The sequence below is a fragment of the Acinetobacter sp. 22301 genome, from assembly GCF_052045285.1.
GTDB classification, from domain to species: domain Bacteria; phylum Pseudomonadota; class Gammaproteobacteria; order Pseudomonadales; family Moraxellaceae; genus Acinetobacter; species Acinetobacter pittii.
Genome location: NZ_JBQEOR010000008.1, coordinates 20,276 through 45,352, shown reverse-complemented (window position 1 = coordinate 45,352; position 25,077 = coordinate 20,276). Strand labels below are relative to the sequence as shown.

The window sequence follows — 25,077 nt, the reverse complement described above, 5'->3', positions numbered from 1 at the left end:
ATATTTCGCTCTGCAAAATAAATCCATTCATCACTGCGCTGTTGTGATGAATGGATATCTGGTTCAATGGTTATGAAACGTTTTCAATCACCATTGCAAGACCTTGGCCTACACCAATACATAGGCTCACCACAGCATATTTCTTTTTACGGCGAATTAACTCGCGCGCTACTGTTAAGCTAAGACGAGCACCAGATGCACCAAGTGGATGACCAACCGCAATTGCACCACCATTTGGGTTCACACGCGGGTCATTAAAATCAACATTCAAGCCTTTTAAACAAGATAAAACCTGTGAAGCAAAGGCTTCATTAATTTCAATAATATCCATATCATCTAAAGTAAGTCCCGCACGCGCAACAGCTTTTTTAATGGCTTCGATCGGACCTGCACCCATAATACGTGGTTCAATACCCGCTGCTGCTGCTGACAAAATTTTAGCCATTGGTTTTAAGCCATATTTTTGACCTGCCGCTTCAGAACCAATCAAAAGTGCTGCTGCACCGTCATTAATCCCGGAGGCATTACCAGCAGTGACAACGCCGCCTTCAAATAGCGGTTTTAACTTTGTGAGCGCTTCAACAGTTGAGCTTGGACGAGGGTGTTCATCTTCAGAAACGAGTTTAGGCGGTAATTTTTTGCCTTGGAAAACCTCAATTGGGGTAATTTCATCGGCAAAGAAACCTTCTTCTTTGGCTTTTTGATATTTGGCTTGTGATTGGGCTGCAAATAAGTCTGCTTGCTCACGGCTAATCCCAAAATCGGCTGCAACGTTATCACCTGTTTCAGGCATTGAATGTCCGCCGTACTGAGCAATAATTTTTTTATTTGGAAAGCGAGAGCCAATGGTGGTGTCATAAATTTTTGCATCACGGCTATAAGCACTTTCTGCTTTACCCATCACAAAGGGAGCACGTGACATACTTTCTACACCACCTGCAATATACAGTTCACCTTCACCACAAGTAATGGCACGTGCCGAGTCAATCACAGCACCTAAACCACTAGCACATAGGCGGTTTACCGTTTGGCCCGGCACAGTGACAGGTAAACCGGCAAGCAATAGTGCATTTCGTGCCACATTACGACTATCTTCACCCGCTTGGTTGGTGTCGCCTAAAATCACATCTTCAATATCCGCGCCTGGTACACCTGTTTTTTCAAGTAATTTTTGAATAACGGTTGCTGCTAAATCATCAGGGCGAATTGAGGCAAGTTCACCCGCATGACGGCCAAATGGACTACGTAAACCATCATAGATATATGCGTTTAACATTGAGAAATTCCTTTTCAAGACTCGTGAGTAAAAGTAAGAGGTAAATGAAGTGCGACACGGCGCTGTAACCAAGGGCTAGGGCGGTAACGTGGGTCATGCGTAAGTGCTGTTATACGGTTTAGAATGAGTAAGATTTTTTCGCTACCGACTTGATCGCCCCATTCAATTGGGCCAAATGGATAACCTAAGCCAAGGCGCACTGCGGCATTAATGTCATCTACCGTGGCAACATTTTGCTGCGCAATATCACAGCCTAGATTAATCACCATCGCTAAAACACGCTGAGCAACAAAGCCAATGCTTTCATTAATCATGCTGACCAGATTTCCATCTAGATTGAAAATAGAGTGAGCCGCTTGTCGGTATTCAGATTTAGTAATGAGTGAAGGCATCAAGGTGCGATGCTTTGCAATGCCATAAAGCATGTCTATAGCAACAGCATGTTCAGGGTTAACCCCTAGACGGGTCGCCGCTTGGGTTGTGTCTTCACCGTAACAAGCAAGTAAACATAAGCTATCTGTTTGTGGTTCAGAATTGGTGTCTAGGGCAATATTTTGCTGAGTTAAATAATCTTCGAGCTGTTTCTTATCGTCTAAAAAATCGGCAGCGATCCAAACTTTTGGATATTGCGCTAAACGCTCTACAAACTGAGCAGGTTGTTCACCTGTTTTTGAGCCAGTTTCATAATTATAAAAGCCTTGATTAACCTTACGTCCAAGTTGCTTGGCATCAAGCATTTGTTTGGTGAGCGGGTTTGGTTTGTAGCGGGCTTCTTCATAATACTGATGATAAATCGACTCCATCACAGGATGCGAGACATCAAGGCCAGTTAAATCGAGTAATTCAAAAGGACCCATTCTAAAACCAACGCCGTCACGTAAAATTCGGTCAATTTCACTAATATCACAGACATTTTCATTTAAAATTTTGAGTGCTTCGGTGCCATAAGCTCGACCTGCATGATTAATAATAAATCCAGGGGTGTCCTTCGCTACGACAGGGCGGTGACCAAATGCACGAGATAAATCGTTTAAAGCATCAATAATAAGTGGGTCTGTTTTTAAACCACGGATCACTTCGACCACTTTCATGAGTGGAACTGGGTTAAAGAAGTGATAGCCTACAACACGCTCAGGCTTTTTACAGTTTGCAGCAATGGCTGTAATAGAAAGAGAAGAGGTGTTTGAGGCTAAAATAGTATTATCCGAAACAATATCTTCAAGCTGCTGCATCAAGTGTTGTTTGATATCAAGACGTTCAACAATTGCTTCTACAATGAGGTCGCAATTTTTTAAATCTTCAATTTGATGAGCAACAATTAAATGGTTGTTTGCCACTACTGCTTGCTCAGATGTAATCTTATTTTTATCGACTAATTTTTGAAATGTAGCAGCCAGTTTTTCTTTAGCCTGTTCTGCGGCGCCTTCTTTGGCATCATATAAATAAGTGGTATGACCTGACTGCGCAGCAATTTGAGCAATACCACTGCCCATGACACCTACACCAATCACAGCCATGCTTTTAATATCATAAGTCATGTCGATCATCCTGATGATTAATCTATATTTGAAATTAAACGGAAAAATAGGGTTGGGTGATTTAGCTTAAGCATTGTTTATCACCATCAATGGGTAAGATTTGTCCTGAAATTGAGCGACCACTGTCTGATGCTAAAAATAGGCATAAATCTGCAATATGCTTTGGATTGACAAAATACTTGAGCGACTGATTTTTCAGTGCGTTTTGAGTCACTTCTTCAAGTGAAGTATGGGCTACATCGGCACGGGCCTGTAATACACGTTGAACTCGATCACCATCTACCGCACCCGGAAGAATAGCGTTAACTCGAATATTGTCTGTACCGAGTTCCATAGAAAGCGTTTTGGTAAAACCAATCAGTCCCCATTTTGACGTGGAGTAGGCCAATCGATATGGATAGCCTAAGCGGCCGGCAATAGACGACATATTTATAATCACGCCTGCCTGTGCTTGCTTTAAATAGGGAATGGCTAACTGGGTAATTAAAAAAGTGCTATTCAGGTTTAAATTAATCACCGTGTTCCAATCTTCAAAACTTAACTCATCTGCTGCAACGGTCGGACCTGAGATGCCTGTGTTATTGACTAAAATATCAATACTGCCAAGCTTTTGAATTGCTTGGCTAAACATCAGTTTAATTTGTTCATGATCAGCTAAATCACATGTGTAGATATGCAAATTTGGATAATCTTGTTGAAATTGTTCTAGGCTTTTAGCATTAATATCGCAAACAAAAACTTCATCTTGATTGTTTAAAAAGACTTCAGCAATACATCGTCCAATCCCTGAACCACCTGCACTAATCAATACTTTTCTGGCCATTTTCATTCCTTTGTTATTATGGTTTTAAATTATTTACCTTGATACGACGGCTTACGCTTTTCGATAAAAGCTTGAACACCTTCATTTTTATCTTCGGTTGAAAACAGTAACTGGAATGCTTTTCGTTCTAGAGTTAAGCCTGCATTTAATGGAACATCTTCGCTCATCAGTGCAACTTCTTTAATTTGTTGTAGGGCAATAGGAGGCATTTTTGCGAGGCTTTGTGCCATTTGAATTGCAGTTGGGATGGTCTGGTCATCTTCTGTGACTTGTGAAACAAGACCGATGATATGAGCTTCTTCAGCTTTCACCATGGCACCCGTCATAATCATGCGCATGGCATGGAATTTACCGACAGCACGAAATAAACGTTGTGTACCACCAGCACCCGGCATTAAACCGACTTTAATTTCTGGTTGGCCAAAGGTTGCGCCTTTACCTGCAATAATAATGTCAGCATGCATTGCAAGTTCACAGCCACCACCTAATGCATAGCCATTTACAGCAGCAATCACGGGTTTAGGACACTGAGCAATCGCATTCCAATAACGTTCGGTATGGCGCAATAACATTTCTGTTGAAGTTGCGGTTGCCATTTCTTTTAGATCTGCACCTGCGGCAAAGACCTCTTCACCACCTGTGAGCACAACCGCATTGATCTCATCGTTAAAACTTAATTCGGTAAAAGCTTGTGCTAGTTGTTTGCGAACCTCTGTATTCAATGCATTTTTTGCTTCAGGTCGGTTTATTTTTACAATCGCTATTTTTTGAATAGAAAAGTCGACTTCTACGAAATTATTCCCTGTTAATACACTCATTTTTGAATTCCTTGTTTCGCATACCAAAACTATATTCCTTTTATGATGCTTATTTTGGAATTTATTTCAAGTCTTATTTAGTCCATTAGAGCAATTATGATTTATTAAATGAGCTAAGTTATTGATATTACGTAATGGTGATTTTTTAAATTTCGTTAAACGAAATTAATTTTCAAAAAAGCTTGAAATTTGTATTTTCGTTCTCGTACTATGAAACACATCCGCAGTAAACAAGATTTAAAACATGGTATCCAGACAAGCTGGAGATGGCTGATGGGTGCGATGGAAATACATAAAAAGGGAGATCACAGATGATCCGTGATGAAGGGATGTTGGAGCAGTTACTTTCAACAATTCGAGATTTTGTAAAAAATGAATTGATCCCTCGTGAAAACGAAGTGGTAGAGAAAGACAAAATTCCGGATGACATTGTGCAGCAAATGCGTGAGCTTGGTTTGTTCGGCCTCACAATTCCCGAAGAATATGGTGGCTTAGGTATCACCATGGAAGAAGAAGTCAGAGTTGCATTTGAACTTGGACAAACTTCACCAGCTTTTCGTTCTTTAATTGGGACTAATAACGGTATTGGCTCAAGTGCAATTTTGATTGATGGCACAGAAGAGCAAAAGCAAAAATATTTATCTCGTTACGCAAGTGGCGAAATTATTGGTTCATTTTGTTTAACCGAGCCTGAATCTGGCTCTGATGCTGCCTCCTTAAAAACCAGTGCAGTTAAAGATGGCGACTTTTATGTGTTAAACGGCACCAAACGTTTTATTACCAATGCACCTCATGCTGCAACTTTTACCGTAATGGCTCGAACCAATCCTGAAATTAAAGGGTCTGGTGGTATTTCAGCTTTTTTAGTCGAAGCAAATACACCGGGCATTACGTTGGGAAAAATTGACCAAAAAATGGGGCAAAAGGGCTCGCACACTTGTGATGTAATTTTTGAAAATTGCCGTGTGCCTGCTTCTGCATTGATTGGTGGGGTAGAAGGTGTTGGTTTTAAAACGGCCATGAAAGTGCTTGATAAAGGGCGTTTGCACATTGGTGCCTATAGCGTGGGTGTTGCGGAACGCATGTTAAACGACGCATTGCACTATGCGATTGAGCGTAAACAGTTTGGTCAACCTATTGCAAACTTCCAGTTGATTCAAGCCATGCTTGCCGACTCAAAAGCCGAGATTTATGCAGCTAAATGTATGGTTTTAGATGCAGCTCGCCGTCGTGACAATGGCGAAAACATTAGCACAGAAGCATCATGCGCCAAAATGTTTGCGACTGAAATGTGCGGACGCGTTGCTGACCGCTGTGTACAGATTCACGGTGGTGCAGGCTATATCAGTGAATATGCCATCGAGCGTTTTTATCGCGATGTGCGTTTGTTCCGCTTATATGAAGGAACCACGCAAGTTCAACAAATTATTATTGCTAAAAACATGATTAGGGAAGCTACAGCCTAATAAAAAATCAAATGCCATGAGGCATTGGATGCCTCATGTTCCTTCTGAGGATATGGACATGACAACAGAAACAGTTACCCAAAATACGGCTAGCAGTGAAGCTATCCAGACACCAAAAAAGATTTGGATTACCGCATTTATATTCGCTTTTTTAACATTGTTGTGTGATGGGGCAGACTTAGGTTTTTTGGCGTTGAGCCTGACCAGTCTTAAAACAGAATTTCATTTGACGGGTGTACAAGCTGGAACGCTAGGCAGCTTAACGCTTTTCGGTTCCGCTGTGGGTGGTCTGATTGGCGGCTGGGCGTGTGACCGTTTTGGGCGAGTTCGCATTATTGTATTCTTTATTGCTTATTCTTCAGTTTTAACTAGTGCGCTGGGTTTTACTGATTCTTATATGCAATTTGCAGTTTTAAGAACATTTGGAGCGATGGGCTTAGGCGCACTTTATATTGCCTGTAATATTTTAATGTCTGAAATGGTGCCAACCAAACATCGCTCGACCGTTTTGGCTACTCTCATGACTGGTTATACACTGGGTTCTTTACTTGCGACCTTATTAGCTGGACATATTATTCCTGAACATGGTTGGCGTTTCCTTTACTGGATTGCAATTGCGCCTGTGGTGTTGTCAGTTCTAATGCACTTTTGCGTACCTGAACCTGAGTCTTGGAAAAAAGCGCGTCAATTAAAAGCACTAGAAGTCGCTCAAAGTAACCAACCTAAAAAACGCCAAAATCCATATTTTGAGATTTTAAGAGATAAAAAACATGGCACCATGTTTGTTCTCTGGATTATTAGTACGGGTGCATTGCAGTTTGGCTATTACGGCGTGAGTAACTGGTTACCTGCTTATTTAGAGTCTGATCTTGGCATCAAGTTTAAAGAAATGGCCATGTATATGGTCGGTACCTTCCTGATTATGATGTTTGCCAAAGTGATCGCAGGGATCGTTGCCGATAAATTAGGACGCCGCGCTGTATTTGCTTTCGGAACTATTGGTACAGCTTTATTTATTCCAGTGATTGTCTATTTAAATACACCAACCAATATTTTATGGATGATGCTGTTCTTCGGTTTCCTTTACGGTATTCCTTACGCAATTAATGCCACATATATGACAGAAAGCTTCCCGACTTCGATTCGAGGCTCGGCAGTGGGTGGTGCTTATAATATTGGCAAAGTACTTTCTATTTTCTCTCCATTAACAATTGGTTATCTATCGCAAAATGGTTCTATTGGCTTAGGGCTTTTGGTGATGGCTGCAGCTTATTTTATCTGCGGGGTAATTCCATTGTTATTTATTAAAGACCGACTATTTAACCCGCAAAAGGCAGAGTGACAGATCAATCTGTCACCTTAAATTAAGGATGAAAAGGGACAAGTGAGATGATAAATAAAATCACCAGTGACATTGAACCAATTTTAAAAGCTATTCCTGATGGTGCAACCATCATGACAGGTGGGTTTGGTGTGACTGGGCAACCTGCTGAATTAATTGAAGCCTTAATCGATTTAGGAAAAAAAGAACTCACCGTTGTAAATAACAATGCGGCTTCTGGTGACCGTGGTCTAACCAAGCTCATTATTGCTGGCTGTGTAAAAAAAATGATTTGTTCATTTCCGAAATCTGCTGGGTCAACCGTTTTTCAAGACTTATATAGAGCGGGAAAAATTGAGTTAGAACTAGTTCCACAAGGTAATTTGGCTTGTCGGATTCAGGCCGCAGGGGCTGGTTTAGGGGCTATTTTTACGCCGACTGGTTATGGTACCAAAGTTGCCGAGGGTAAAGAGACCCGAACCATTAACGGTAAAAATTATGTGCTTGAATATCCACTTGAAGCTGATTTTGCACTGATTTATGCCGATAAAGCCGACCGCTGGGGCAATTTAACTTACCGCAAAGCAGCCCGCAATTTTGGGCCGATCATGGCAAAAGCCGCTAAGACCACGATTGTTCAAGTGAATGACACCGTAGAGCTAGGAACGCTTGACCCAGAGTGCATTATTACACCGGGAATTTTTGTTCAGCACGTTGTAAAAGTAGGAGATATCTAATGTCAGTTCAAAAGCGTTCTCGTGAAGATATTGCCAAGCTCATTGCCAATGACATTCCTGAAGGTTCTTATGTCAATTTAGGGATTGGCTTACCAACCAACGTTGCTAAATTTTTGCCAAAAGACAAAGAAATCTTTTTACATTCGGAAAATGGGGTTTTGGCTTTTGGTCCACCGCCACAGCCTGGCGAAGAAGACCAAGATTTAGTTAATGCTGGAAAAGAACTTGTCACTTTGTTAGACGGTGGATGCTTTATGCATCATGGCGACTCGTTTGACATTATGCGTGGTGGCCATCTGGACATTTGTGTGATTGGTGCATTCCAAGTTGCGGTAAATGGAGACTTGGCAAACTGGCATACCGGTAAGGCAGATGATGTGCCGGCAGTTGGCGGTGCTATGGATTTGGCAGTCGGTGCAAAAACGATTTATGTCTATATGGAGCATGTCACTAAAAAAGGTGAGCCCAAAATTGTAAAAGAACTGAGCTATCCAATAACGGGTGAGCAGTGTGTAAACCGTATTTATACCGATTTATGCATTATTGAGCTCAAAGACCAAAAAGCTTATGTCACAGAAATGGTGGAAGGCCTAAGTTTTGATGAATTACAAGCAGTCACCGACTGTGAACTAATCGATGCACGTGTAGCCTAAATACACACGGAAAAAATGCTTCTTTAAGGATTAAAAGATGAAAAAATTAATTTTAGCTGCAGCTTGCGCTGCGGCTTCAGGGACTATTTTTGCAAATTCTTCAGATACGACAGAACAAAGAATTAATTTGCTAGAAACCGAGCTGCAAAAATTAAAAGCAGAACTTGCTGCTCAGAAACAAACTCAAAATAATTTACAGGTCAAACAGGTAAAGATCGAAGAGAACATTGAAAAAACTAAAGCGACTGTAACAGAGAAGCCTGTTGCTCCTTCGTGGGTCACTTGGACGGATAATGTTAAGGTTTACGGTATTGCCCGTATTGATGCAGCGGTTGATTTCAAATCATCACCAGACTCGGGCGGTAGAACGACCAGCAGCCTGTATCGAACACCTTTTGAAAGTGAAAAACGTTCAAATCATGCACGTTCGGATGCCATGATTAATGCAAGCCGACTAGGTGTTTATTTTAATAGTCCTAATAAAGCGGTTACTGGAAATATTGAAGCCGATTTCTTCGATAGCTCTAACATGGGAACGGGGGATGGTAAATTCCGTATACGTCATGCTTTTTTCACCTATAAAGACTGGACCTTTGGTCAAACATGGTCACTCATGTCCAACATGGAAACCCGTACTGAAGCTGTTGACTACACTCAATTTGTGGGAACTTCTTATACACGTACTCCTCAAATTCGCTATGACTGGAAAATCGATGCCAATAATGATTTAAAAGTAGCCTTAGAATATACAGGTTCGAGAGTCTCGGCATTTCCAACTTTAACGGGTCGCTATAGCTTTAAACAAGGCCCTTTAACGGCACTTGCTCAAGGCTTTATTAATGAAAAATCTACAGATGTCGCAACTGCCACGGTGAAGAAAGTAAGCTGGGGCGCTGGAGGCGGCTTAAAATATCAACTCTCCCCTCAGCAGTCGGTACAAGCAAATTATCAATATATTGTTGGCGATCAAAAATTTATGCCGTATACCACCCAAAGTGGGTTGGCAAATTCAACAAGTTTAAATGCCGCGGGTGATTTCTCATTAAACGAAGACAAAACAGATTTGGTTATGAATAAGTTGAATAGCATCAATATTGGTTATTCATATAAATTTAATGAGCAATGGCGTGCAAACTTATCGGCTTCAATGTTTGATTATGATGACGACACGGCATATGCCAAACTCAACCCAGATGCTAATAAACGCTTAACGGACTACGCAGCTAACGTCTTTTATTCACCGATTGAGCAAATGGATATTGGGATGGAATATCACCAAGGCAAACGAGAAGTTTTTGACGGCAGAACCGCTGATGTATCACGTGTAAACTTTGTATCGATGTATAAATTCTAAAATGGGGCGTAGTTAAAAATGGAAAAAATAGTTGAGCCCAATGCAGAAAATATACTGTCAAAAAGCTTTATTTTTATCATGGCAATGACATGTGGAATTTGTGCGGGTTCAAACTATTATAACCAGCCCTTAATCTATTCGATTGCTGAAGCATTAAAAGTTAATGCCGACCAAGTCGCTTTAACTATTGTGATTAGCCAACTGTCATATGCAGTTGGCCTTTTTATATTGGTTCCCTTAGGCGACTTTTTTGAAAAGCGTAGTTATATTTGCTTGCTCATGTGTTGTACGGGGCTTGCACAAGTAGGGCTATCCTTAAGTCAAACCTTGCCAGCTTTATATGGCTTTACCTTTTTAGCCACATTCTTTTCGATTGCGACTCAAGTTTTAGTTCCTTTTGCCGCAGGTTTAGCCAGCCCGAACAAAAGCCCTCAAGTCGTAGGCACTCTCATGAGTGGTTTGTTCTTGGGAATATTATTGGCGCGCTCTATTGCAGGTTTACTTTCTACAGTTTGGTCTTGGCATGCGGTTTATTTAATTAGTGGAATTGTCATTTTGGTATTTGCTTGGGTGATGTGGGTGAAATTGCCAGTTGCGCGTAAGTCTCACCAACTCAATATTTTACAGATTTATGGTTCACTATTTTCATTAGCAGCTCACCAGCCGCATTTATTACGCCGTGGTTTTGCTGGTGGAATTGGCTTTGGAATTTTGGCTCTGATTTTTACCACTATGACTTTTATTTTGGCGAATGAGCCTTATCATTTTAACGATTTCCAGATTGGTTTATTTGGGATTGTTGGACTGGCAGGTGTATTTGCGACACCTTGGGCAGGTAAGAAAATTGCGGCAGGGCTTGAAAATAAAATTGCAGTGATTTGTATGGGGTTATTAATAAGTGCATGGATACCACTATTTTTTGCCCAGCAGTCTCTGTTTGCCTATGCTGTTGGTGTGATTATGGCGTACTTTGGTTTGTCGGCATTTCATGTACTCAACCAAAATTTGGTCTATCGAATTTCGGCTGAGGCGCGTTCCCGTATTAATTCAATTTATATGACTTTATATTTTGGTGGAGCTGCCTTAGGTTCTTTTATTGCGGTGTATGCTTGGAAACACTGGGGATGGGAAGCATGTGCTGCCTTAGGTTTAGTGATGGCATTGGTGAGTTTTACGATTGATCGTTTAGATTTTTATGAAATGAACAAGATTGCAAAGCAAGAAAAAGCTCCATAAACCGGAGCTTTAAAATTTTATTATTTACGAATAATCATTAAGGTTGCCGAGGCGAAGGCATACACTTTGCCACTTTCATCTACGATTTTTCCTTCGGTACTAATAATATTCCGGCCGGCATTAATCAACTCGGCCGTCGCATAGTAAGACGTATCAACCTGCATGGGGCGGATCATTTTTACATTTAAATCAATGGTTCCATAGCCAACGCCATGTTCAAGTAGGGTATGGGCCGCACTGCCTGTCGCCGTATCTAAAGCTGTGGCACAAAAGCCGCCGTGTACACCGCCTTGTATATTTCTATGTTCTTTGCGAGGAGTAACTTTATAAGTTGCTTTACCTTCGGAAACTTCAACGAGTTGCATTGGTATGGTGTGAGCCATAGGTGATGGAGAAACTTCACCATTTTTTAAAGCGGTTAAAAACTCAAGACCTTTGTATTTCGGGCTTTCCATGAATCGTCCTTGGATTATTAAGCAATCTAATTACGATACTATAAATTGATTTTTTACGGAATAAAATTTTGCAATACAAAATATAAATTTATTCTATTTAAAAAGAGACTAATAACTTTTTATCTTATATCTATATTAAAAACATATATATATGTTCAATCTCTATAACTAAGTTATGATAATTTTACTAAATTAGTGAAAATATATTTTGCTATAAGAAATTTTTTGATATTTTAGTGAGATTGAAACAATAAAAGTCCATTTTAAGGAAAAACGATATCTGCCCATGACACAGGCAGAGAGGTGAAAGGAAAAAACGATGCCTTTATATAAAGCTCCATTACGTGATATGCAATTTGTGCTGCATGAAATGCTTCAAACAGAACAGAACTATCAAGGTTTAAGCAAATATCAGGAAAGCGTAAATCGAGAATTAATTGATCAATATTTAGAAGCGGCAGCAGATTTTTGTGAAAATGAGTTAGCGCCCATAAATCAAAATGGCGATCAGGAAGGCTGTCATTTAAATCAAGGCGTAGTCACAACACCGAAAGGTTTTAAAGAAGCCTACCAAAAATATGCCGAGCTTGGGTTTACTTCATTAACCGCCGATCCAGAATATGGTGGGCAAGGTTTACCGACTTTACTGCGGATTGCGATTTCTGAAATGTTATGTGGTTCTAATTGGGCTTGGGCGATGTATCCGGGCTTATCTCATGGCGCAATGAGAACGATTGAGCACCATGGCACCGAGCAACAAAAACAGAAGTTTTTGGCTAAACTCATTAGTGGCGTCTGGACCGGAACCATGTGTTTAACCGAATCACATGCGGGTTCAGACCTTGGGTTAATTAGAACGAAAGCCGAACCAAATCCGGACGGTAGTTACTCAATTACAGGCGAAAAGATTTTTATTTCAGCAGGAGAACATGATCTTTCTGAAAATATTATTCATATTGTTTTAGCCCGTTTGCCTCAGGCACCTGCAGGGACTAAAGGCATTTCTTTATTTATTGTGCCTAAATTTAATGTGAGTGACGACGGTCAGGTGCTGGACCGTAATAAAGTCGTTTGTAGTGCGATTGAACATAAAATGGGGATTCATGGAAATGCCACCTGTGTACTGAATTTTGATGGTGCCAAAGGTTATTTGATTGGTCCTGAAAATCGCGGGCTCAATTGTATGTTTACCTTCATGAATACTGCACGCATTGGAACGGCAGTACAAGGGCTCGCTGCTTCTGAAATTTCATTTCAAGGCGCATTAAGTTATGCCAAAGAGCGCCTCACCATGCGATCGTTATCTGGTCCTAAATATCCTGACAAAAACGCCGATCCAATTATTGTGCATCCCGCTGTACGTTCAATGTTAATGACACAAAAAGCTTTTTCTGAAGGCGGTCGTGCGTTGGCTTATTTTCTGGCTCAGCATGTCGATATTGTGGAAAGTTCAAATGATCAGCAACAGCAAAAACACTCTGACGAATTACTGGCTTTTTTAACGCCAATTGCTAAGGCTTTTTTAACAGAGTCAGGTAATGAGTCTGCAAAGCATGGCGTTCAAGTATTTGGTGGGCATGGCTTCATTGTTGAGCATGGTATGGAGCAAATTGTACGTGATGCGCGTATCTCAACATTGTATGAAGGAACGACCGAAATTCAGTCTTTAGATCTACTGGCACGTAAAGTCCTCAAGTCAGAAGGCAAACTTCTAAAAAATATGACCGACTTAATTGATCAATTTATTGGTCAACAGCAATCAAATGAAGTCTTGAAACCTTATTTAGAGAAATTAGCTGAGCTTAAGCAACAATGGTTATCACTGACCAAATCGATTGCAGAGAAAGCTAAGCACAACCCTGAAGAAATAGGGGCTGCTTCAGTAGATTATCTTTATTTTTCCAGTTACGTCGTGTTCGCTTACTTATGGGCTCGAATGGCACAAGTTGCCCATGAAAAATTAGAATTGGGTACACAAGAGGAAGCTTTTTATAAAGCAAAATTAACTACTGCTAAGTTTTTCTATCAAAAGCTTTTGCATCGTACACAGAGTCATGCTGCTTCTATCGAGTCTGGTGCTGACGCTGTGATGGAGCTCGATCAAGATGCTTTTGCTTTTTAGTGAATAGTCATTTTTAGAATCACTAGGTGAAAATTTATGTACGGAATTTTACCTAGTGATTAAATTTGTAATTTTAGACTCATCAGTTTTTGGTAGGAAAAACCAGTTGAGCCAAAGAAATAGAGGGTTAACATAAGCATTAAAACGTGAATTTTCATCAAATATTGATGTTGGATAAGGACTACGGAAAGAAAATCATGAATGCTTATTATCAATTACTGAATAGAACAATTGGTCCTCAAGGTGAAGTCATTGCTCATTATTGCTCAACTGTCCATGCACAAGGGGCTTGGAACCCTCATGAACAGCATATGGCACCTGCAAGTGGTGTAATCGCAGCAGAGTTAGAACAGTTTTCACCGCGACAAGATATGCGAATTGGTCGAATTAGTTTTGATATTTTTGGATTGATTGCATTTGGTGAGTTTACGATTAAGACACATGTGATTCGTGCCGGTAAAACCATTGAATTGATTGAAGCCGAAATGCAAGCACAAGGTAAAACCTGTATTGTGGCTAGAGCATGGCGCATGTGTACTCAAGACAGTTCCGATATTGCTGGGCTTGAAGATCAGCCAGTTCATCATCCAGATACCTTTACAGAATGGACAGGTATGAAAAGATGGCCGGGTGGTTTTATCCAGACACTCGTCACTAAAACTGATGATCAGCATCGCGCAGGCAAAGGGATTGTTTGGCTGAATAATGATAAAGAAATCGTGGAAGGGCAGCCGACCACAGATTTTGCGCATTTAATTGGCATGGTAGATGCGGCAAACGGCATTGTCCCAAGACAAGAAGGCGAATTTACTTGGGGCTTTCCAAATCTTGATTTGCAAATCCACATGCACCGTTATCCGCAAGGGAAATGGCTAGGTCTGGAAACCGTTCAGCAATATGGTTCGGATGGTATTGGTTTAACCAGTGCAGTTTTACATGACGTACATGGTCCATTTGGACGAAGCGAGCAGATTTTGACTTTACGTAAAATGGCTAAATAAATTTTTGAGCCAATAAAAAAGTCATCCCTAAGGATGACTTTTTTATTTTTAGATTTAAATTTTAAGCAATTTCTTAGCTACGTACTTTAATGAGTGTTGGAGTAAGGTCATCCCAACGTTGTTTTGCAGCATCCATTGCTTTCATTTTGATATGGCCATAACCACGAACTTCTGCCGGTAATTTTGCAATTTGCTCAGCAACTGCCAAGTTATGATTGTCTGGTGCTTCAACAAGTGCTTCAACAAATGCGATGTAACGGTCACGCCATGCTTGTTCATGTTGACGCTCTTCTTGACGTGCAAATGGGTCAAGGAAAGTTTCACGAAGCCATTGTAAGCGCGCAAGCATCATCATTGGGAAGCGCATCCAGTAACCAAACGCACGTTTACGGACATTTTTCAGACCACCAAGTAACGCTGGCGGAGCAAGATGATACGTTAAACGTAAGCCTTTACCGAATTGGGTTTCAATCGATTCTTTGAAGCTTTTACCTGTTAGTAGACGAGCAACTTCATATTCATCTTTATAAGCCATGACTCTATAAAGCTGAGTTGCAATGGTACCCGTTAATTCTTCTGGTAACTTTTTAGCTGCCAATTCTACAAGTGTGCGGTATTTAGCTGCATAAGCTTCATTCCAGTAGTCTGTTAAACGAGCAGAACGATCTTCAACAAGTTCAGCCAAAGTTTGCGGAGTTTTGGTTTTTGGCATTGCCGCAACTAAGCGTGCAGCTAAAGTTGGGTCACTTGCAAGATGACAACCCACACGGAAAGCTTCGAGGTTCTTTTCAACAGCAGTACCATTTAAACGAATTGCTTTTTCAATGCTTTCACGTAATAACGGAATACGACCAGATTGCCATGCCATACCGAGTAATAACTGGTTGGTATAGATTGAATCACCTAAGAGCTGAGTTGCAATTCGAGCCGCTGGCAGAGAAACCAGTTGACCTTGACGAACACGACCACGAAGACGATCAATTAAATCACTAATAGGTGCATACCAGTCACGAGATTTAATAAACTCAGAAGTAGGGGTGCTGTCTTCATTCACAATAACTAAGGCATCATCTTTTAAGCGAGAAAGAGCAGCGCTACCACCAGCGACTACGGCATCTGCACCAATGAGTAATTCACATTGTCCTGCCGGAATTTTGGTAGAAGAAATCTGTTCATCACTTGCTGCAAGTTGTACGTATGAATAAACCGTACCGCCTTTTTGGGCAAGACCTGCCATGTCCATAACACGTGTGGCTTTACCTTCTAGGTGAGCTGCCATACCAAGGAGTGCCCCAATAGTTACAACACCTGTACCACCAATACCGCCAACCATAATACGACTTGGAACATCGTATAGCTGAGGAATAACTGGTGATGTTGGCCAGCCTGCACCAATTCCTTCAAATTTAGCTGGACGTTTCATATCACGTGTATGAACAGTCACAAAACTTGGGCAGAAGCCTTCGGCACAAGTGAAGTCTTTATTACAGCTACTTTGGTTAATTTGACGTTTAGTACCTAATGCTGTTTCTACTGGCTCAATAGACAAACAGTTTGATTTTTTCGAACAGTCACCGCAGCCTTCGCAAATATCACTGTTAATGTATAAACGTTCAGCTGGGTCGGGGTAGGCATCACGTTTACGACGACGGCGTTTTTCACTGGCACAGGTTTGTACATAAATTAAAGCGGTTACACCTGTAATTTCACGAAGCTCACGTTGAACTGCGTCGAGCTCATTACGGTGGCGAATTTCGACACCCGGTGCAATGCCGTCTTCTTCGTTTAATAGTTTAACTTCATCAGTGACAATAACTTGTTTTTTAATACCTTCAGCAGCAAGCTGACGAGTTAACTGTGCAACGCTCAAATGACCATCTACATGCTGACCACCTGTCATAGCGACTGCATCGTTGTAGAGGATTTTGTAGGTTATATTAGTTTTTGCAGCGATAGACTGACGAATTGCTAAGTAACCTGAGTGGAAATAGGTCCCATCACCAAGGTTAGCAAAAATGTGTTTTTCATTGGTAAATGGTGATGCACCGACCCAGCTTACACCTTCACCGCCCATTTGAGAGAATGTTTCGGTACCACGGTCAAGCGAAACAGCAATATAGTGACAACCGATACCGCCTAATGCACGGCTACCTTCAGGAACTACGGTTGAAGAGTTATGTGGGCAACCACTACAGAAATAAGGTTTACGCTCAGCAAGATCAATAACACGTTTTGATTCTTGCTCTGCTTTTAGCAGTAAGTCGATTCTGCTTTGGATTTGTGCTTTTAAGTTTTCTGGAATATCGAGTTTTAAGAAGCGAGCAGCCAGCATTTTTGCAATGGGTTCAGGCTGATACTCATAGTGACCAATAAGCGGCGCTTCTTCAATAGAGGTACTCCATTCACCTTTGCCATCAGTTGCTTTACCAATCACATGTGGGCGTTTGCCATCAGGCAGTGAGTACAGCTCATCTTTAATTTGTGTTTCAATAATTGGACGTTTTTCTTCAATAACGATCAGTTCTTGTAAACCTTCAGCAAACTCGCGAACGCCTTGAGGTTCTAACGGCCAAATTAGTCCAACTTGATAAACACGTAGACCAAGCTGCTGAGCAGTTTCATCTTCAATACCTAAAATACGTAAGGCTTCAATGGTATCTAAATAACCTTTACCACTTGCGGCAATACCAACACGGGCATTTTCACAAGGCCATGTAACAGTATTGATTTTATTGGCACGGGCATAGGCCAAAACAGCAGGTAAGCGATACTTATAAAGGCGTTCTTCTTGCTGAATGCCATGATCTGGCCAACGAATGTTAACGCCACCCTCTGGGAAATTGACATCTTCTGGTATAACCGGAGTGACACGGTCTAGATCGACATGAACAGAAGCAGAAGTTTCTACAATTTCACTGACGAGCTTCATTGAAGACCAAAGGCCAGAAAAACGTGAAACAGCAATGGCATGAACACCGAAGTCTAAAATTTGTTGAACGGATGTTGGGTAGAAAATTGGAATACCGCAACCAATCATGACATGTTCGGACTGGTGAGGGATTGTAGAAGATTTACATGAGTGGTCATCGCCAAATAAAGCAACCACACCACCACGTTCAGAGGTACCAGCTAAGTTAGCATGGCGGAGTACATCGCCTGAACGGTCAACACCCGGGCCTTTACCATACCACCATGAAGATACTCCATCATATTTGCCTTGGCCTGAAAGGTTAACTTGTTGGGTACCCCAAATTGCGGTAGCAGCCAAGTCTTCGTTTACACCAGGTTGAAATACAACATTATGGGATTTAAGTAATCCTTGAACTTGCCAAAGGAAACTATCATAGTTACCAACAGGAGAACCGCGATAACCAGAAATAAAACCAGCAGTATGATAACCATTCATCGCGTCACGGCGAGTTTGGGCAAGAGGCAACCGAACAAGTGCCTGAATGCCGGTCATATATGCTGTACCGTTATCACTTACATATTTATCTTCAAGTGACACATCCTTTGTTGCAATAATATTTGGAGTGACTTTTGTAGCTATATTCATTTATATCTCCTTAGAATTTTTAGTAGCTCGGACTACTTTCTTTTTTCAACATCCAGTTGAATATTTGGAGCAAGTGACATACGAAATAAAAAAAGATCGGTTCCTCTTCTTAAAAAGAATTAGTGCCAATGTATGTACATTTAGTCATTGTGGTTGATCTAAACTGGTGCAACAATCCGTAATTTAGGAAAACATATTTACGTTATGCGCAAAAATCTCGATGGTGGACTATTGCATGCAATGCATGCATTCCTGAAAGTGATTGATAGCGGGAGTTTCACAGCAGCAGCTGAGCAGATGGATCTGACCACAGCACAGGTTTCACGTCTTATCAGCGAGCTAGAAACACGCTTAGGTACAAAATTAATACAACGCTCAACACGCCAGCAGGCACTGACCGATATTGGTGCGACTTACGCAGAACGCTGTCGGCAAGTCATTTCAATGGTGGATGAAGCAGAATCAGAAGTAACAGGAACAGCATCTAAACCCAAAGGCCGTTTACGTGTATTAAGCATGGGAAGCTTTGGGCATCATTATGTTTTTCCAGTGATGGCCGAGTTTTGTAAGCATTACCCCGAATTAACAGTGGAATATACGACTTCACAGTACGTTCCAGACTTGTTGGCAAAAGGGGTGGATGTCAGTCTTTATCTGACTGAATCATTAACAGACTCTCGTTTTGTCGCACGCAGAATTGGCACTATCTTTTCTGTTTTATGTGCTTCACCTGCTTATTTAGAAAAGCATGGTATGCCGAAGTCCCCAGAAGACTTAAAAGATCATGCCTGTTTACGCTTGGTAAACCCGTCTATTACACCAGATTGGCACTTATTAAATACAAGTGGTGAGTCTTACCAAATCGACATTGGCGGGCAACTCATTGCAGATAACCCTGAGTTATTATTAGATGTAGTGCAACAAGATATGGGCATCGCATTATTGCCGATGTTTTCGGCTTTAGATGCGGTTCAAAATGGAAGATTATGTCATATCTTGCCAGAGTGGCGTTCGCCCGATATCGGAGTTTATACCTTGTTGCCTTCACGCCATTTTATCGATGCCAAAACACGTGCATGGTTAGATTGGGTGGAAGAATATATTTCTCCAAGAATTGAAATGGATGCATCTTATTTTTATAAATAATGAGATAAATTTTTTAAGGACTAAGATAAAAAAGGATGAAGAATAATACAGATTAGAATAAAAATAGGGTAGAGAATGCTTTTTTTGAAAGAGGCATTTAATACAGAGATAAACGATAAATTTTAAAAAAATTGCATAAGGGAATTAGTCCCAATTCCTGAACGAAATGAGATAAAGATGAGATAGGATGATCTGGTACTCAGCCTAATATTAAGTTTTATACCAGATGCTGAGCTATTTTAATTAATGACTACGCACACTTGGTTTGCCAATAAGCATTTGCATAATTCGACAAGCTTTTTCGGTTTAATACATTGCTAATATTTTGACTGGCTTGCATCAGTTTTTCTAAGTCAATGCCAGTTTCAAACCCCATGTGCGACAACAAATAAAACAAATCTTCGGTCGATACATTACCAGAGGCACCTTTGGCATAAGGGCAACCACCGAGTCCTGCAAGGGACGAGTCAAAAACACGAATGCCTTGCTGTAAAGACTGATAAATATTGGCAATCGCCATGCCATAGGTATTGTGGAAATGTCCTGCCAAAACCTTGCTGTCGAGTTCAGCAAGACAGGCTTGCCAAACCTTTTGAACGCGATCTGGTGTTGCGGTACCAATAGTTTCACCTAAAGACACCTCATAGCAGCCCATGTCATAGAGCCGTTTAACAACTTTTACCACTTGTTCAGGGGCAATTGCACCTTCATAAGGACAGTCGACAACGCAAGAGACATAACCGCGTACACGGATGTTATGTGCTTTTGCAGCAGTCATGACATCGCTAAATTTTTCAAAGCTTTCGTCAATTGAGCAGTTAATATTTTTACGTGTAAAGCTTTCAGAAGCTGCGGTAAATACCGCAACTTCTTTGCATCCTACCGCTTGAGCAGTTTCAAAACCTTTGATATTGGGGGTAAGCAAGCTAAATTGCACATCGGTTGTTTGGGGTAATAACTTAAATAGCTCGTCACTTTGAGCCATTTGCGGCACCCATTTTGCCGAAACGCATGAACCGACTTCAATCGATTTTAGGCCTGCACTAATTAGGTCATTAATAAAGTTTAAGCGTTGTTCGACGGTTAAAGCCTGCTTTTCATTTTGGAGGCCATCTCTGGGACCGACCTCCACGATTTTGACAAATTCACTCATGCAACTTCCTCCTGTGCAGGCTGAAATTCCACAAGCTCATCGCCAGCTTTGACCTGATCACCAACTTGGAAATAGGAGTCTACAATCACGCCATCTTTAGGGGCACGGATGGTATATTCCATTTTCATTGCTTCAAGCGTCATTAAAATATCGTCTTTCTTCACGCTATGATTTGCACTCACCAAAACTTGCGTGACCACACCCGGCATTGGTGCTTTTAGGTGGCCTTCATCGGCTTGGCTATCTGCTTGATTATAATCTTGACGGATGTAAGCAAACTTATAGCTTTGTCCATTTTGGAACAAGGTAATACCTTGCTGACTTTGGTTAAAAGACAGCTTTTGCTGAGTTCCACTAATTTGAACAGAAGCAGTATGTGCATCAATCAATTGACCAGAAATCGGGTAGCTTTGACCGTTATATTCTGCGGTGAAGCCATCTTCATTTGAGGCAAATTTAATTTGAATATTTTGGTTTAAATAATTCAGTTTAATACTGTGCTGATAGGCAATATTTAAACGCCAAAGCGGCTGAGCCTGCCAAAGCTGTTTTTGGCTTGAGCTGTTGTTATTAAGTTTACTTAAAAACTCAATAAATGCTGCTGCTATCACCAGTTCAGGTTTGATATCTTCTGGGCTAAACAAGAAGTTTTGTTCACGTTGAATCAGGTTGGTATCAAGCTTGGCTTGTTTAAAAGATTCGCTACGAACAATTTTTTCAAGAAAAGCAATGTTGTTGCCTAAGCCATCCACATGGAATTGGCTTAAAGCATTTTGCATTTGAATAAGTGCAGCTTCACGGTTTTTACCCCATACAATCAATTTGGCAATCATAGGGTCGTAATACGTCGTGATTTCATCGCCTTCAACAATACCGCTATCTACACGCACATATTGGTTTTGAGTTGGGTAATGCAAATAGTCAATTTTACCAATGGCAGGTAAAAAGCCTTTTTCAGGTTCTTCAGCGTAAATGCGTGCCTCGAGCGCATGTCCGTGAATCTGTAATTGGTTTTGTAGTTTAGGTAAAGGTTCGCCATAAGCCACACGAAGTTGCCATTCAACCAAGTCTTCACCTGTAATCATTTCAGTGACAGGGTGTTCGACTTGTAGGCGGGTATTCATTTCCATGAAATACGCCGTACCATCTTGTTCTACAATAAACTCAACCGTACCTGCACCGACATAATTTACGGCACGTGCAGCATCAATTGCAGCTTGGCGCATTGCATCGAGCTTCTCGCTTGGCATTTGTGGAGCAGGGGCTTCTTCTAGCACTTTTTGGTGACGGCGTTGTACAGAGCAGTCACGTTCAAATAAATGCACGTAGTTGCCATGTGTATCACCAAATACTTGTACTTCAATATGGCGAGGCTGAATCACATAACGCTCAATCAAGACATCATCATTACCAAAGCTCGATTTAGCTTCACGTTTACAAGAGGCTAAGGCATGCAAAAAGTCTTCACTGCGTTCAACCAGACTCATGCCTTTACCACCACCGCCAGCACTGGCTTTAATTAAAACAGGATAGCCAATTCGGTCTGCCTGTTGTTTTAAAAAGTCGGCATCTTGGTTGGTTCCGTGATAACCCGGTGTTAAAGGAACGCCTGCTTTTTCCATTAAAGCTTTCGAGGTTGCTTTTAAGCCCATGGCTAAAATGGCATCTACTGGCGGCCCAATAAAGCAAATATTGTGTTGTTGGCAAGCGAGCGCAAACTGGTCATTTTCAGAAAGGAAGCCGTAACCCGGATGAACCGCTTGGCTGCCTGTATCAATGGCAGCTTGAATAATACGATCAACCTGTAAATAACTTTGTGTTGCAGGGGACTGACCAATATAAACCGCTTCATCTGCAAGTTTGACGTGTTGTGCATTTGCATCTGCATCTGAGTAAACAGCAACTGTTGCAATCCCTAATTTTTTAGCTGTACGAATTACGCGGCAGGCAATCTCGCCACGGTTCGCAATTAAAATCTTTTCAAACATGATGATCGTCCTTAATTGTTGTTATTCGAGTTAGAAACCCAAGTAGGCTGTTGTTTATTTAAAAAGGCACTTAGACCTTCTTTTGCCTCACTGCCTTGACGAACTTGAGCAATATGATGTGCTGTCTGTTGCAGCAAGTCATTGCTCATGGTCTGGTTGCTCACCATTTGAATGAGTTGTTTTGAAGCCGCTTGAGCGTGCGGGCCACCGAGTAATAGAGCATCAACAATTTCTTGAACTTTTTTATCTAAGTCTTCAGCATCTGCTACTTCGTGTGCTAAACCAATTTGTTTGGCTTCACGTGCTGAAATCCGTTCGGCAGTTAAGAAGTAACGGGAAGCTTGTCTTGCACCAATCGCACGAATCACATAAGGACTAATGGTAGATGGAGCAAGACCTAAACGAACTTCAGAGGTTGCGAACTTGGCATCAGTGCTGGCGATGCAAATATCGCATGCCGATGCCAAACCCATGCCACCACCAAAAGCAATGCCATGCACACGAGCAATAGTCGGTTGTTTTAGCGTTGCAAGTGCATCCAACATTTGTGCAAGTTTTAATGCATCTACTTCATTTTCTGCTGAAGATGCCTGACCTGCCTGTTTCATCCAGTTGAGGTCGGCACCTGCCGAAAAGCTTTTGCCGCGACCAGCTAAAACCACAACACGAATGTCATCACGGGTATTAATTTGCTTAAAGCAAGCATGTAGTTCTTCAATGACTGTCGTATTAAAAGCATTGTGTAGTTCAGGGCGGTTCAGCCAAACATAGGCAACCTGACCTTGTTGTTCGAGTTGTAAAAATTGATAGCTCATATACACCTCTTACATGCGGAACACGCCAAATTTGGTCGGCTGGATTGGGGCGTTCATGGCCGCAGCAAGGCTTAAACCAAGTACCTGACGAGTTTGAGCTGGGTCAATGACACCGTCATCCCAAAGACGAGCAGAAGCATAATATGGATGACCTTGACGCTCGTATTGTTCACGAATGGGTTGTTTAAATTCATCTTCTTGCTCAGCTGACCACTCGGCACCTTTTTGCTCAATCTGATCACGTTTTAAAGTCGAGAGTACGCTTGCCGCTTGTTCGCCGCCCATCACTGAAATACGAGAGTTTGGCCAAGTCCATAAAAAGCGTGGTGAATAAGCGCGGCCACACATACCGTAGTTACCTGCACCAAACGAACCGCCAATAATTAGGGTAAGTTTTGGTACATTTGCGGTTGCAACTGCCATAACCAATTTAGCGCCGTTTTTTGCAATCCCTTCATTTTCATACTGGCGACCAACCATAAAGCCCGTAATGTTTTGTAGGAATAACAATGGAATATTGCGCTGTGTGCATAGCTCAATAAAGTGCGCGCCTTTTTGTGCAGACTCTGAAAATAAAATTCCGTTATTGGCAATAATGCCGACTGGCATACCATAGAGTGAAGCAAAACCGGTAATCAGTGTTGAACCAAAGCGTGCTTTGAACTCATCAAAACGAGAGCCGTCTACAATACGGGCAATCACTTCACGTACATCGAAAGGTTTACGCGCATCATTTGGTACCACGCCATAGAGTTCAGATGCATCAAACAATGGTTCATCAACTTGTTTATTTAAGTCATTTGGCTTTTTATTTAAGTTCGCAACAATGTTTCGCGCAATCGCAATAGCATGTTCATCATTTTCGGCTAAATGGTCAGCCACGCCTGAAAGACGTGTATGCACATCACCACCGCCTAAATCTTCACTGCTCACCACTTCGCCAGTTGCAGCTTTTACTAGAGGAGGGCCACCTAAGAAAATCGTACCTTGGTTACGGACAATAATGGTTTCATCGGACATGGCAGGTACATAAGCACCACCAGCGGTACAGCTACCCATCACCACAGCAATTTGGGCAAACCCTAGGCTCGACATGCGTGCCTGATTATAGAAAATACGTCCGAAGTGATCACGGTCTGGAAAAACCTCATCTTGCATTGGTAAATAGGCACCGCCTGAGTCCACCAAATAAATACAAGGCAAGTGATTTTGTTCGGCAATTTCTTGTGCGCGTAAATGCTTTTTAACCGTAAGTGGGTAGTACGTTCCGCCTTTAACCGTTGCATCGTTGGCAACGATCATGCAAGTCACACCATTGACCTGACCAATACCTGCAATTACACCCGCGGCAGGAACATCATCTTCATAAACGTTGTACGCTGCCAACTGACCAATTTCTAAAAATGCCGTACCGACGTCAATCAGTTGATCAATACGTTCGCGGGGTAAAAGTTTACCTCGAGCCAAATGTTTTTGACGGGCATTTTCACCACCGCCTAAAGCAATACGCTGGGCAACTTGTTTTAGATCTGTGACCAATGTTTGCATGGCTTGCTGGTTTGTTTTGAAGTCTTCACTTCGAACATTAATCTTGCTTTGTAATTGGTTCATAAGATGCG

The 25,077-nt window shown here is 41.5% G+C and carries 19 protein-coding genes; 9 read left to right on the top strand and 10 right to left on the bottom strand.

The genetic code is table 11. The annotated features are described in order from the left end of the window. Positions 1-70: 70 nt before the first annotated feature. The 4 genes from ACTJJH_RS12810 to ACTJJH_RS12795 form a co-directional block, all read right to left on the bottom strand. Positions 71-1,276, bottom strand: coding sequence for a 3-oxoadipyl-CoA thiolase (locus ACTJJH_RS12810; RefSeq protein ID WP_005069941.1), 1,206 nt, complete (start codon positions 1,274-1,276; stop codon positions 71-73). A 14-nt stretch (positions 1,277-1,290) separates the two neighbouring features. Next, complete coding sequence (locus ACTJJH_RS12805; protein ID WP_440601232.1) at positions 1,291-2,814, bottom strand: 3-hydroxyacyl-CoA dehydrogenase; 1,524 nt, start codon at positions 2,812-2,814, stop codon at positions 1,291-1,293. A gap of 61 nt (positions 2,815-2,875) precedes the next feature. After that, on the bottom strand, positions 2,876-3,637 hold the full coding sequence (locus ACTJJH_RS12800) for an SDR family oxidoreductase (protein WP_060465826.1): 762 nt from the start codon (positions 3,635-3,637) through the stop codon (positions 2,876-2,878). A gap of 29 nt (positions 3,638-3,666) precedes the next feature. Continuing rightward, positions 3,667-4,455: an enoyl-CoA hydratase gene (locus ACTJJH_RS12795; protein WP_440601231.1), complete on the bottom strand. Its 789-nt coding sequence runs from the start codon at positions 4,453-4,455 to the stop codon at positions 3,667-3,669. Positions 4,456-4,766: 311 nt separating this feature from the next. On the opposite strand from ACTJJH_RS12795, the gene ACTJJH_RS12790 reads away from it, so the two are divergent. The 6 genes from ACTJJH_RS12790 to ACTJJH_RS12765 are packed head-to-tail and all read left to right on the top strand — an operon-like array spanning position 4,767 to position 11,222. After that, a complete protein-coding gene (locus ACTJJH_RS12790) occupies positions 4,767-5,921 on the top strand; it encodes an acyl-CoA dehydrogenase family protein (RefSeq protein ID WP_440601230.1) in 1,155 nt (384 codons plus the stop codon). Between the two features lie 58 nt (positions 5,922-5,979). Next, positions 5,980-7,263 carry an MFS transporter gene (locus ACTJJH_RS12785; protein ID WP_197970761.1) on the top strand — a complete coding sequence of 428 codons (1,284 nt, stop codon included), beginning with the start codon at positions 5,980-5,982 and terminating at the stop codon, positions 7,261-7,263. Positions 7,264-7,310: 47 nt separating this feature from the next. After that, entirely contained in the window at positions 7,311-7,979 is a 669-nt protein-coding gene (locus ACTJJH_RS12780; RefSeq protein WP_000608704.1) for a 3-oxoacid CoA-transferase subunit A, read from the top strand. Then, entirely contained in the window at positions 7,979-8,632 is a 654-nt protein-coding gene (locus tag ACTJJH_RS12775; RefSeq protein WP_440601229.1) for a 3-oxoacid CoA-transferase subunit B, read from the top strand. Before ACTJJH_RS12780 ends, ACTJJH_RS12775 begins: the two co-directional genes overlap by 1 nt. A gap of 37 nt (positions 8,633-8,669) precedes the next feature. After that, a complete protein-coding gene (gene dcaP, locus ACTJJH_RS12770) occupies positions 8,670-9,986 on the top strand; it encodes an outer membrane trimeric porin-like protein DcaP (RefSeq protein WP_440601228.1) in 1,317 nt (438 codons plus the stop codon). A gap of 18 nt (positions 9,987-10,004) precedes the next feature. Continuing rightward, positions 10,005-11,222: an MFS transporter gene (locus ACTJJH_RS12765; protein ID WP_057085826.1), complete on the top strand. Its 1,218-nt coding sequence runs from the start codon at positions 10,005-10,007 to the stop codon at positions 11,220-11,222. Between the two features lie 20 nt (positions 11,223-11,242). Here the strand turns inward: ACTJJH_RS12765 and ACTJJH_RS12760 are convergent, their stop codons facing one another. Further along, complete coding sequence (locus ACTJJH_RS12760) at positions 11,243-11,692, bottom strand: PaaI family thioesterase (protein WP_440601277.1); 450 nt, start codon at positions 11,690-11,692, stop codon at positions 11,243-11,245. A 304-nt stretch (positions 11,693-11,996) separates the two neighbouring features. On the opposite strand from ACTJJH_RS12760, the gene ACTJJH_RS12755 reads away from it, so the two are divergent. Together ACTJJH_RS12755 and ACTJJH_RS12750 are read left to right on the top strand one after the other, a co-directional pair. Further along, positions 11,997-13,799, top strand: coding sequence for an acyl-CoA dehydrogenase C-terminal domain-containing protein (locus ACTJJH_RS12755; RefSeq protein ID WP_440601227.1), 1,803 nt, complete (start codon positions 11,997-11,999; stop codon positions 13,797-13,799). 197 nt (positions 13,800-13,996) lie between these two features. Further along, positions 13,997-14,800 (top strand): thioesterase family protein, encoded by an 804-nt coding sequence (locus ACTJJH_RS12750; RefSeq protein ID WP_032056434.1) that lies wholly within the window; start codon positions 13,997-13,999, stop codon positions 14,798-14,800. A 73-nt stretch (positions 14,801-14,873) separates the two neighbouring features. On the opposite strand, the gene ACTJJH_RS12745 is transcribed toward ACTJJH_RS12750, so the two are convergent. After that, a complete protein-coding gene (locus tag ACTJJH_RS12745) occupies positions 14,874-18,356 on the bottom strand; it encodes an indolepyruvate ferredoxin oxidoreductase family protein (protein ID WP_440601226.1) in 3,483 nt (1,160 codons plus the stop codon). A 204-nt stretch (positions 18,357-18,560) separates the two neighbouring features. On the opposite strand from ACTJJH_RS12745, the gene ACTJJH_RS12740 reads away from it, so the two are divergent. Next, entirely contained in the window at positions 18,561-19,502 is a 942-nt protein-coding gene (locus ACTJJH_RS12740; RefSeq protein ID WP_002114430.1) for a LysR family transcriptional regulator, read from the top strand. Positions 19,503-19,752: 250 nt separating this feature from the next. Here the strand turns inward: ACTJJH_RS12740 and ACTJJH_RS12735 are convergent, their stop codons facing one another. Genes ACTJJH_RS12735 through ACTJJH_RS12720 form a run of 4 tightly spaced genes read right to left on the bottom strand, consistent with a single transcriptional unit; the run spans position 19,753 to position 25,069 of the window. Continuing rightward, positions 19,753-20,655 carry a hydroxymethylglutaryl-CoA lyase gene (locus ACTJJH_RS12735; RefSeq protein ID WP_440601225.1) on the bottom strand — a complete coding sequence of 301 codons (903 nt, stop codon included), beginning with the start codon at positions 20,653-20,655 and terminating at the stop codon, positions 19,753-19,755. Beyond that, complete coding sequence (locus ACTJJH_RS12730) at positions 20,652-22,643, bottom strand: acetyl/propionyl/methylcrotonyl-CoA carboxylase subunit alpha (RefSeq protein ID WP_440601224.1); 1,992 nt, start codon at positions 22,641-22,643, stop codon at positions 20,652-20,654. The genes ACTJJH_RS12735 and ACTJJH_RS12730 overlap by 4 nt, the downstream gene beginning before the upstream one ends. Before the next feature lie 11 nt (positions 22,644-22,654). After that, on the bottom strand, positions 22,655-23,458 hold the full coding sequence (locus ACTJJH_RS12725; RefSeq protein ID WP_440601223.1) for an enoyl-CoA hydratase/isomerase family protein: 804 nt from the start codon (positions 23,456-23,458) through the stop codon (positions 22,655-22,657). 9 nt (positions 23,459-23,467) lie between these two features. Continuing rightward, entirely contained in the window at positions 23,468-25,069 is a 1,602-nt protein-coding gene (locus tag ACTJJH_RS12720; protein WP_440601222.1) for a carboxyl transferase domain-containing protein, read from the bottom strand. Positions 25,070-25,077: the final 8 nt, after the last annotated feature.

Excerpts from the sequence above, each read along its gene's own strand:
- ACTJJH_RS12755 (WP_440601227.1), top strand. The coding sequence starts at position 11,997 with ATGCCTTTATATAAAGCTCCATTACGTGATATGCAATTTGTGCTGCAT.
- ACTJJH_RS12800 (WP_060465826.1), bottom strand. The coding sequence starts at position 3,637 with ATGGCCAGAAAAGTATTGATTAGTGCAGGTGGTTCAGGGATTGGACGA.
- ACTJJH_RS12805 (WP_440601232.1), bottom strand. The coding sequence starts at position 2,814 with ATGACTTATGATATTAAAAGCATGGCTGTGATTGGTGTAGGTGTCATG.
- ACTJJH_RS12745 (WP_440601226.1), bottom strand. The coding sequence starts at position 18,356 with ATGAATATAGCTACAAAAGTCACTCCAAATATTATTGCAACAAAGGAT.
- ACTJJH_RS12795 (WP_440601231.1), bottom strand. The coding sequence starts at position 4,455 with ATGAGTGTATTAACAGGGAATAATTTCGTAGAAGTCGACTTTTCTATT.
- ACTJJH_RS12720 (WP_440601222.1), bottom strand. The coding sequence starts at position 25,069 with ATGAACCAATTACAAAGCAAGATTAATGTTCGAAGTGAAGACTTCAAA.
- ACTJJH_RS12785 (WP_197970761.1), top strand. The coding sequence starts at position 5,980 with ATGACAACAGAAACAGTTACCCAAAATACGGCTAGCAGTGAAGCTATC.
- ACTJJH_RS12725 (WP_440601223.1), bottom strand. The coding sequence starts at position 23,458 with ATGAGCTATCAATTTTTACAACTCGAACAACAAGGTCAGGTTGCCTAT.
- ACTJJH_RS12790 (WP_440601230.1), top strand. The coding sequence starts at position 4,767 with ATGATCCGTGATGAAGGGATGTTGGAGCAGTTACTTTCAACAATTCGA.
- dcaP (WP_440601228.1), top strand. The coding sequence starts at position 8,670 with ATGAAAAAATTAATTTTAGCTGCAGCTTGCGCTGCGGCTTCAGGGACT.
- ACTJJH_RS12775 (WP_440601229.1), top strand. The coding sequence starts at position 7,979 with ATGTCAGTTCAAAAGCGTTCTCGTGAAGATATTGCCAAGCTCATTGCC.
- ACTJJH_RS12735 (WP_440601225.1), bottom strand. The coding sequence starts at position 20,655 with ATGAGTGAATTTGTCAAAATCGTGGAGGTCGGTCCCAGAGATGGCCTC.
- ACTJJH_RS12810 (WP_005069941.1), bottom strand. The coding sequence starts at position 1,276 with ATGTTAAACGCATATATCTATGATGGTTTACGTAGTCCATTTGGCCGT.
- ACTJJH_RS12780 (WP_000608704.1), top strand. The coding sequence starts at position 7,311 with ATGATAAATAAAATCACCAGTGACATTGAACCAATTTTAAAAGCTATT.
- ACTJJH_RS12750 (WP_032056434.1), top strand. The coding sequence starts at position 13,997 with ATGAATGCTTATTATCAATTACTGAATAGAACAATTGGTCCTCAAGGT.
- ACTJJH_RS12730 (WP_440601224.1), bottom strand. The coding sequence starts at position 22,643 with ATGTTTGAAAAGATTTTAATTGCGAACCGTGGCGAGATTGCCTGCCGC.
- ACTJJH_RS12740 (WP_002114430.1), top strand. The coding sequence starts at position 18,561 with ATGCGCAAAAATCTCGATGGTGGACTATTGCATGCAATGCATGCATTC.
- ACTJJH_RS12765 (WP_057085826.1), top strand. The coding sequence starts at position 10,005 with ATGGAAAAAATAGTTGAGCCCAATGCAGAAAATATACTGTCAAAAAGC.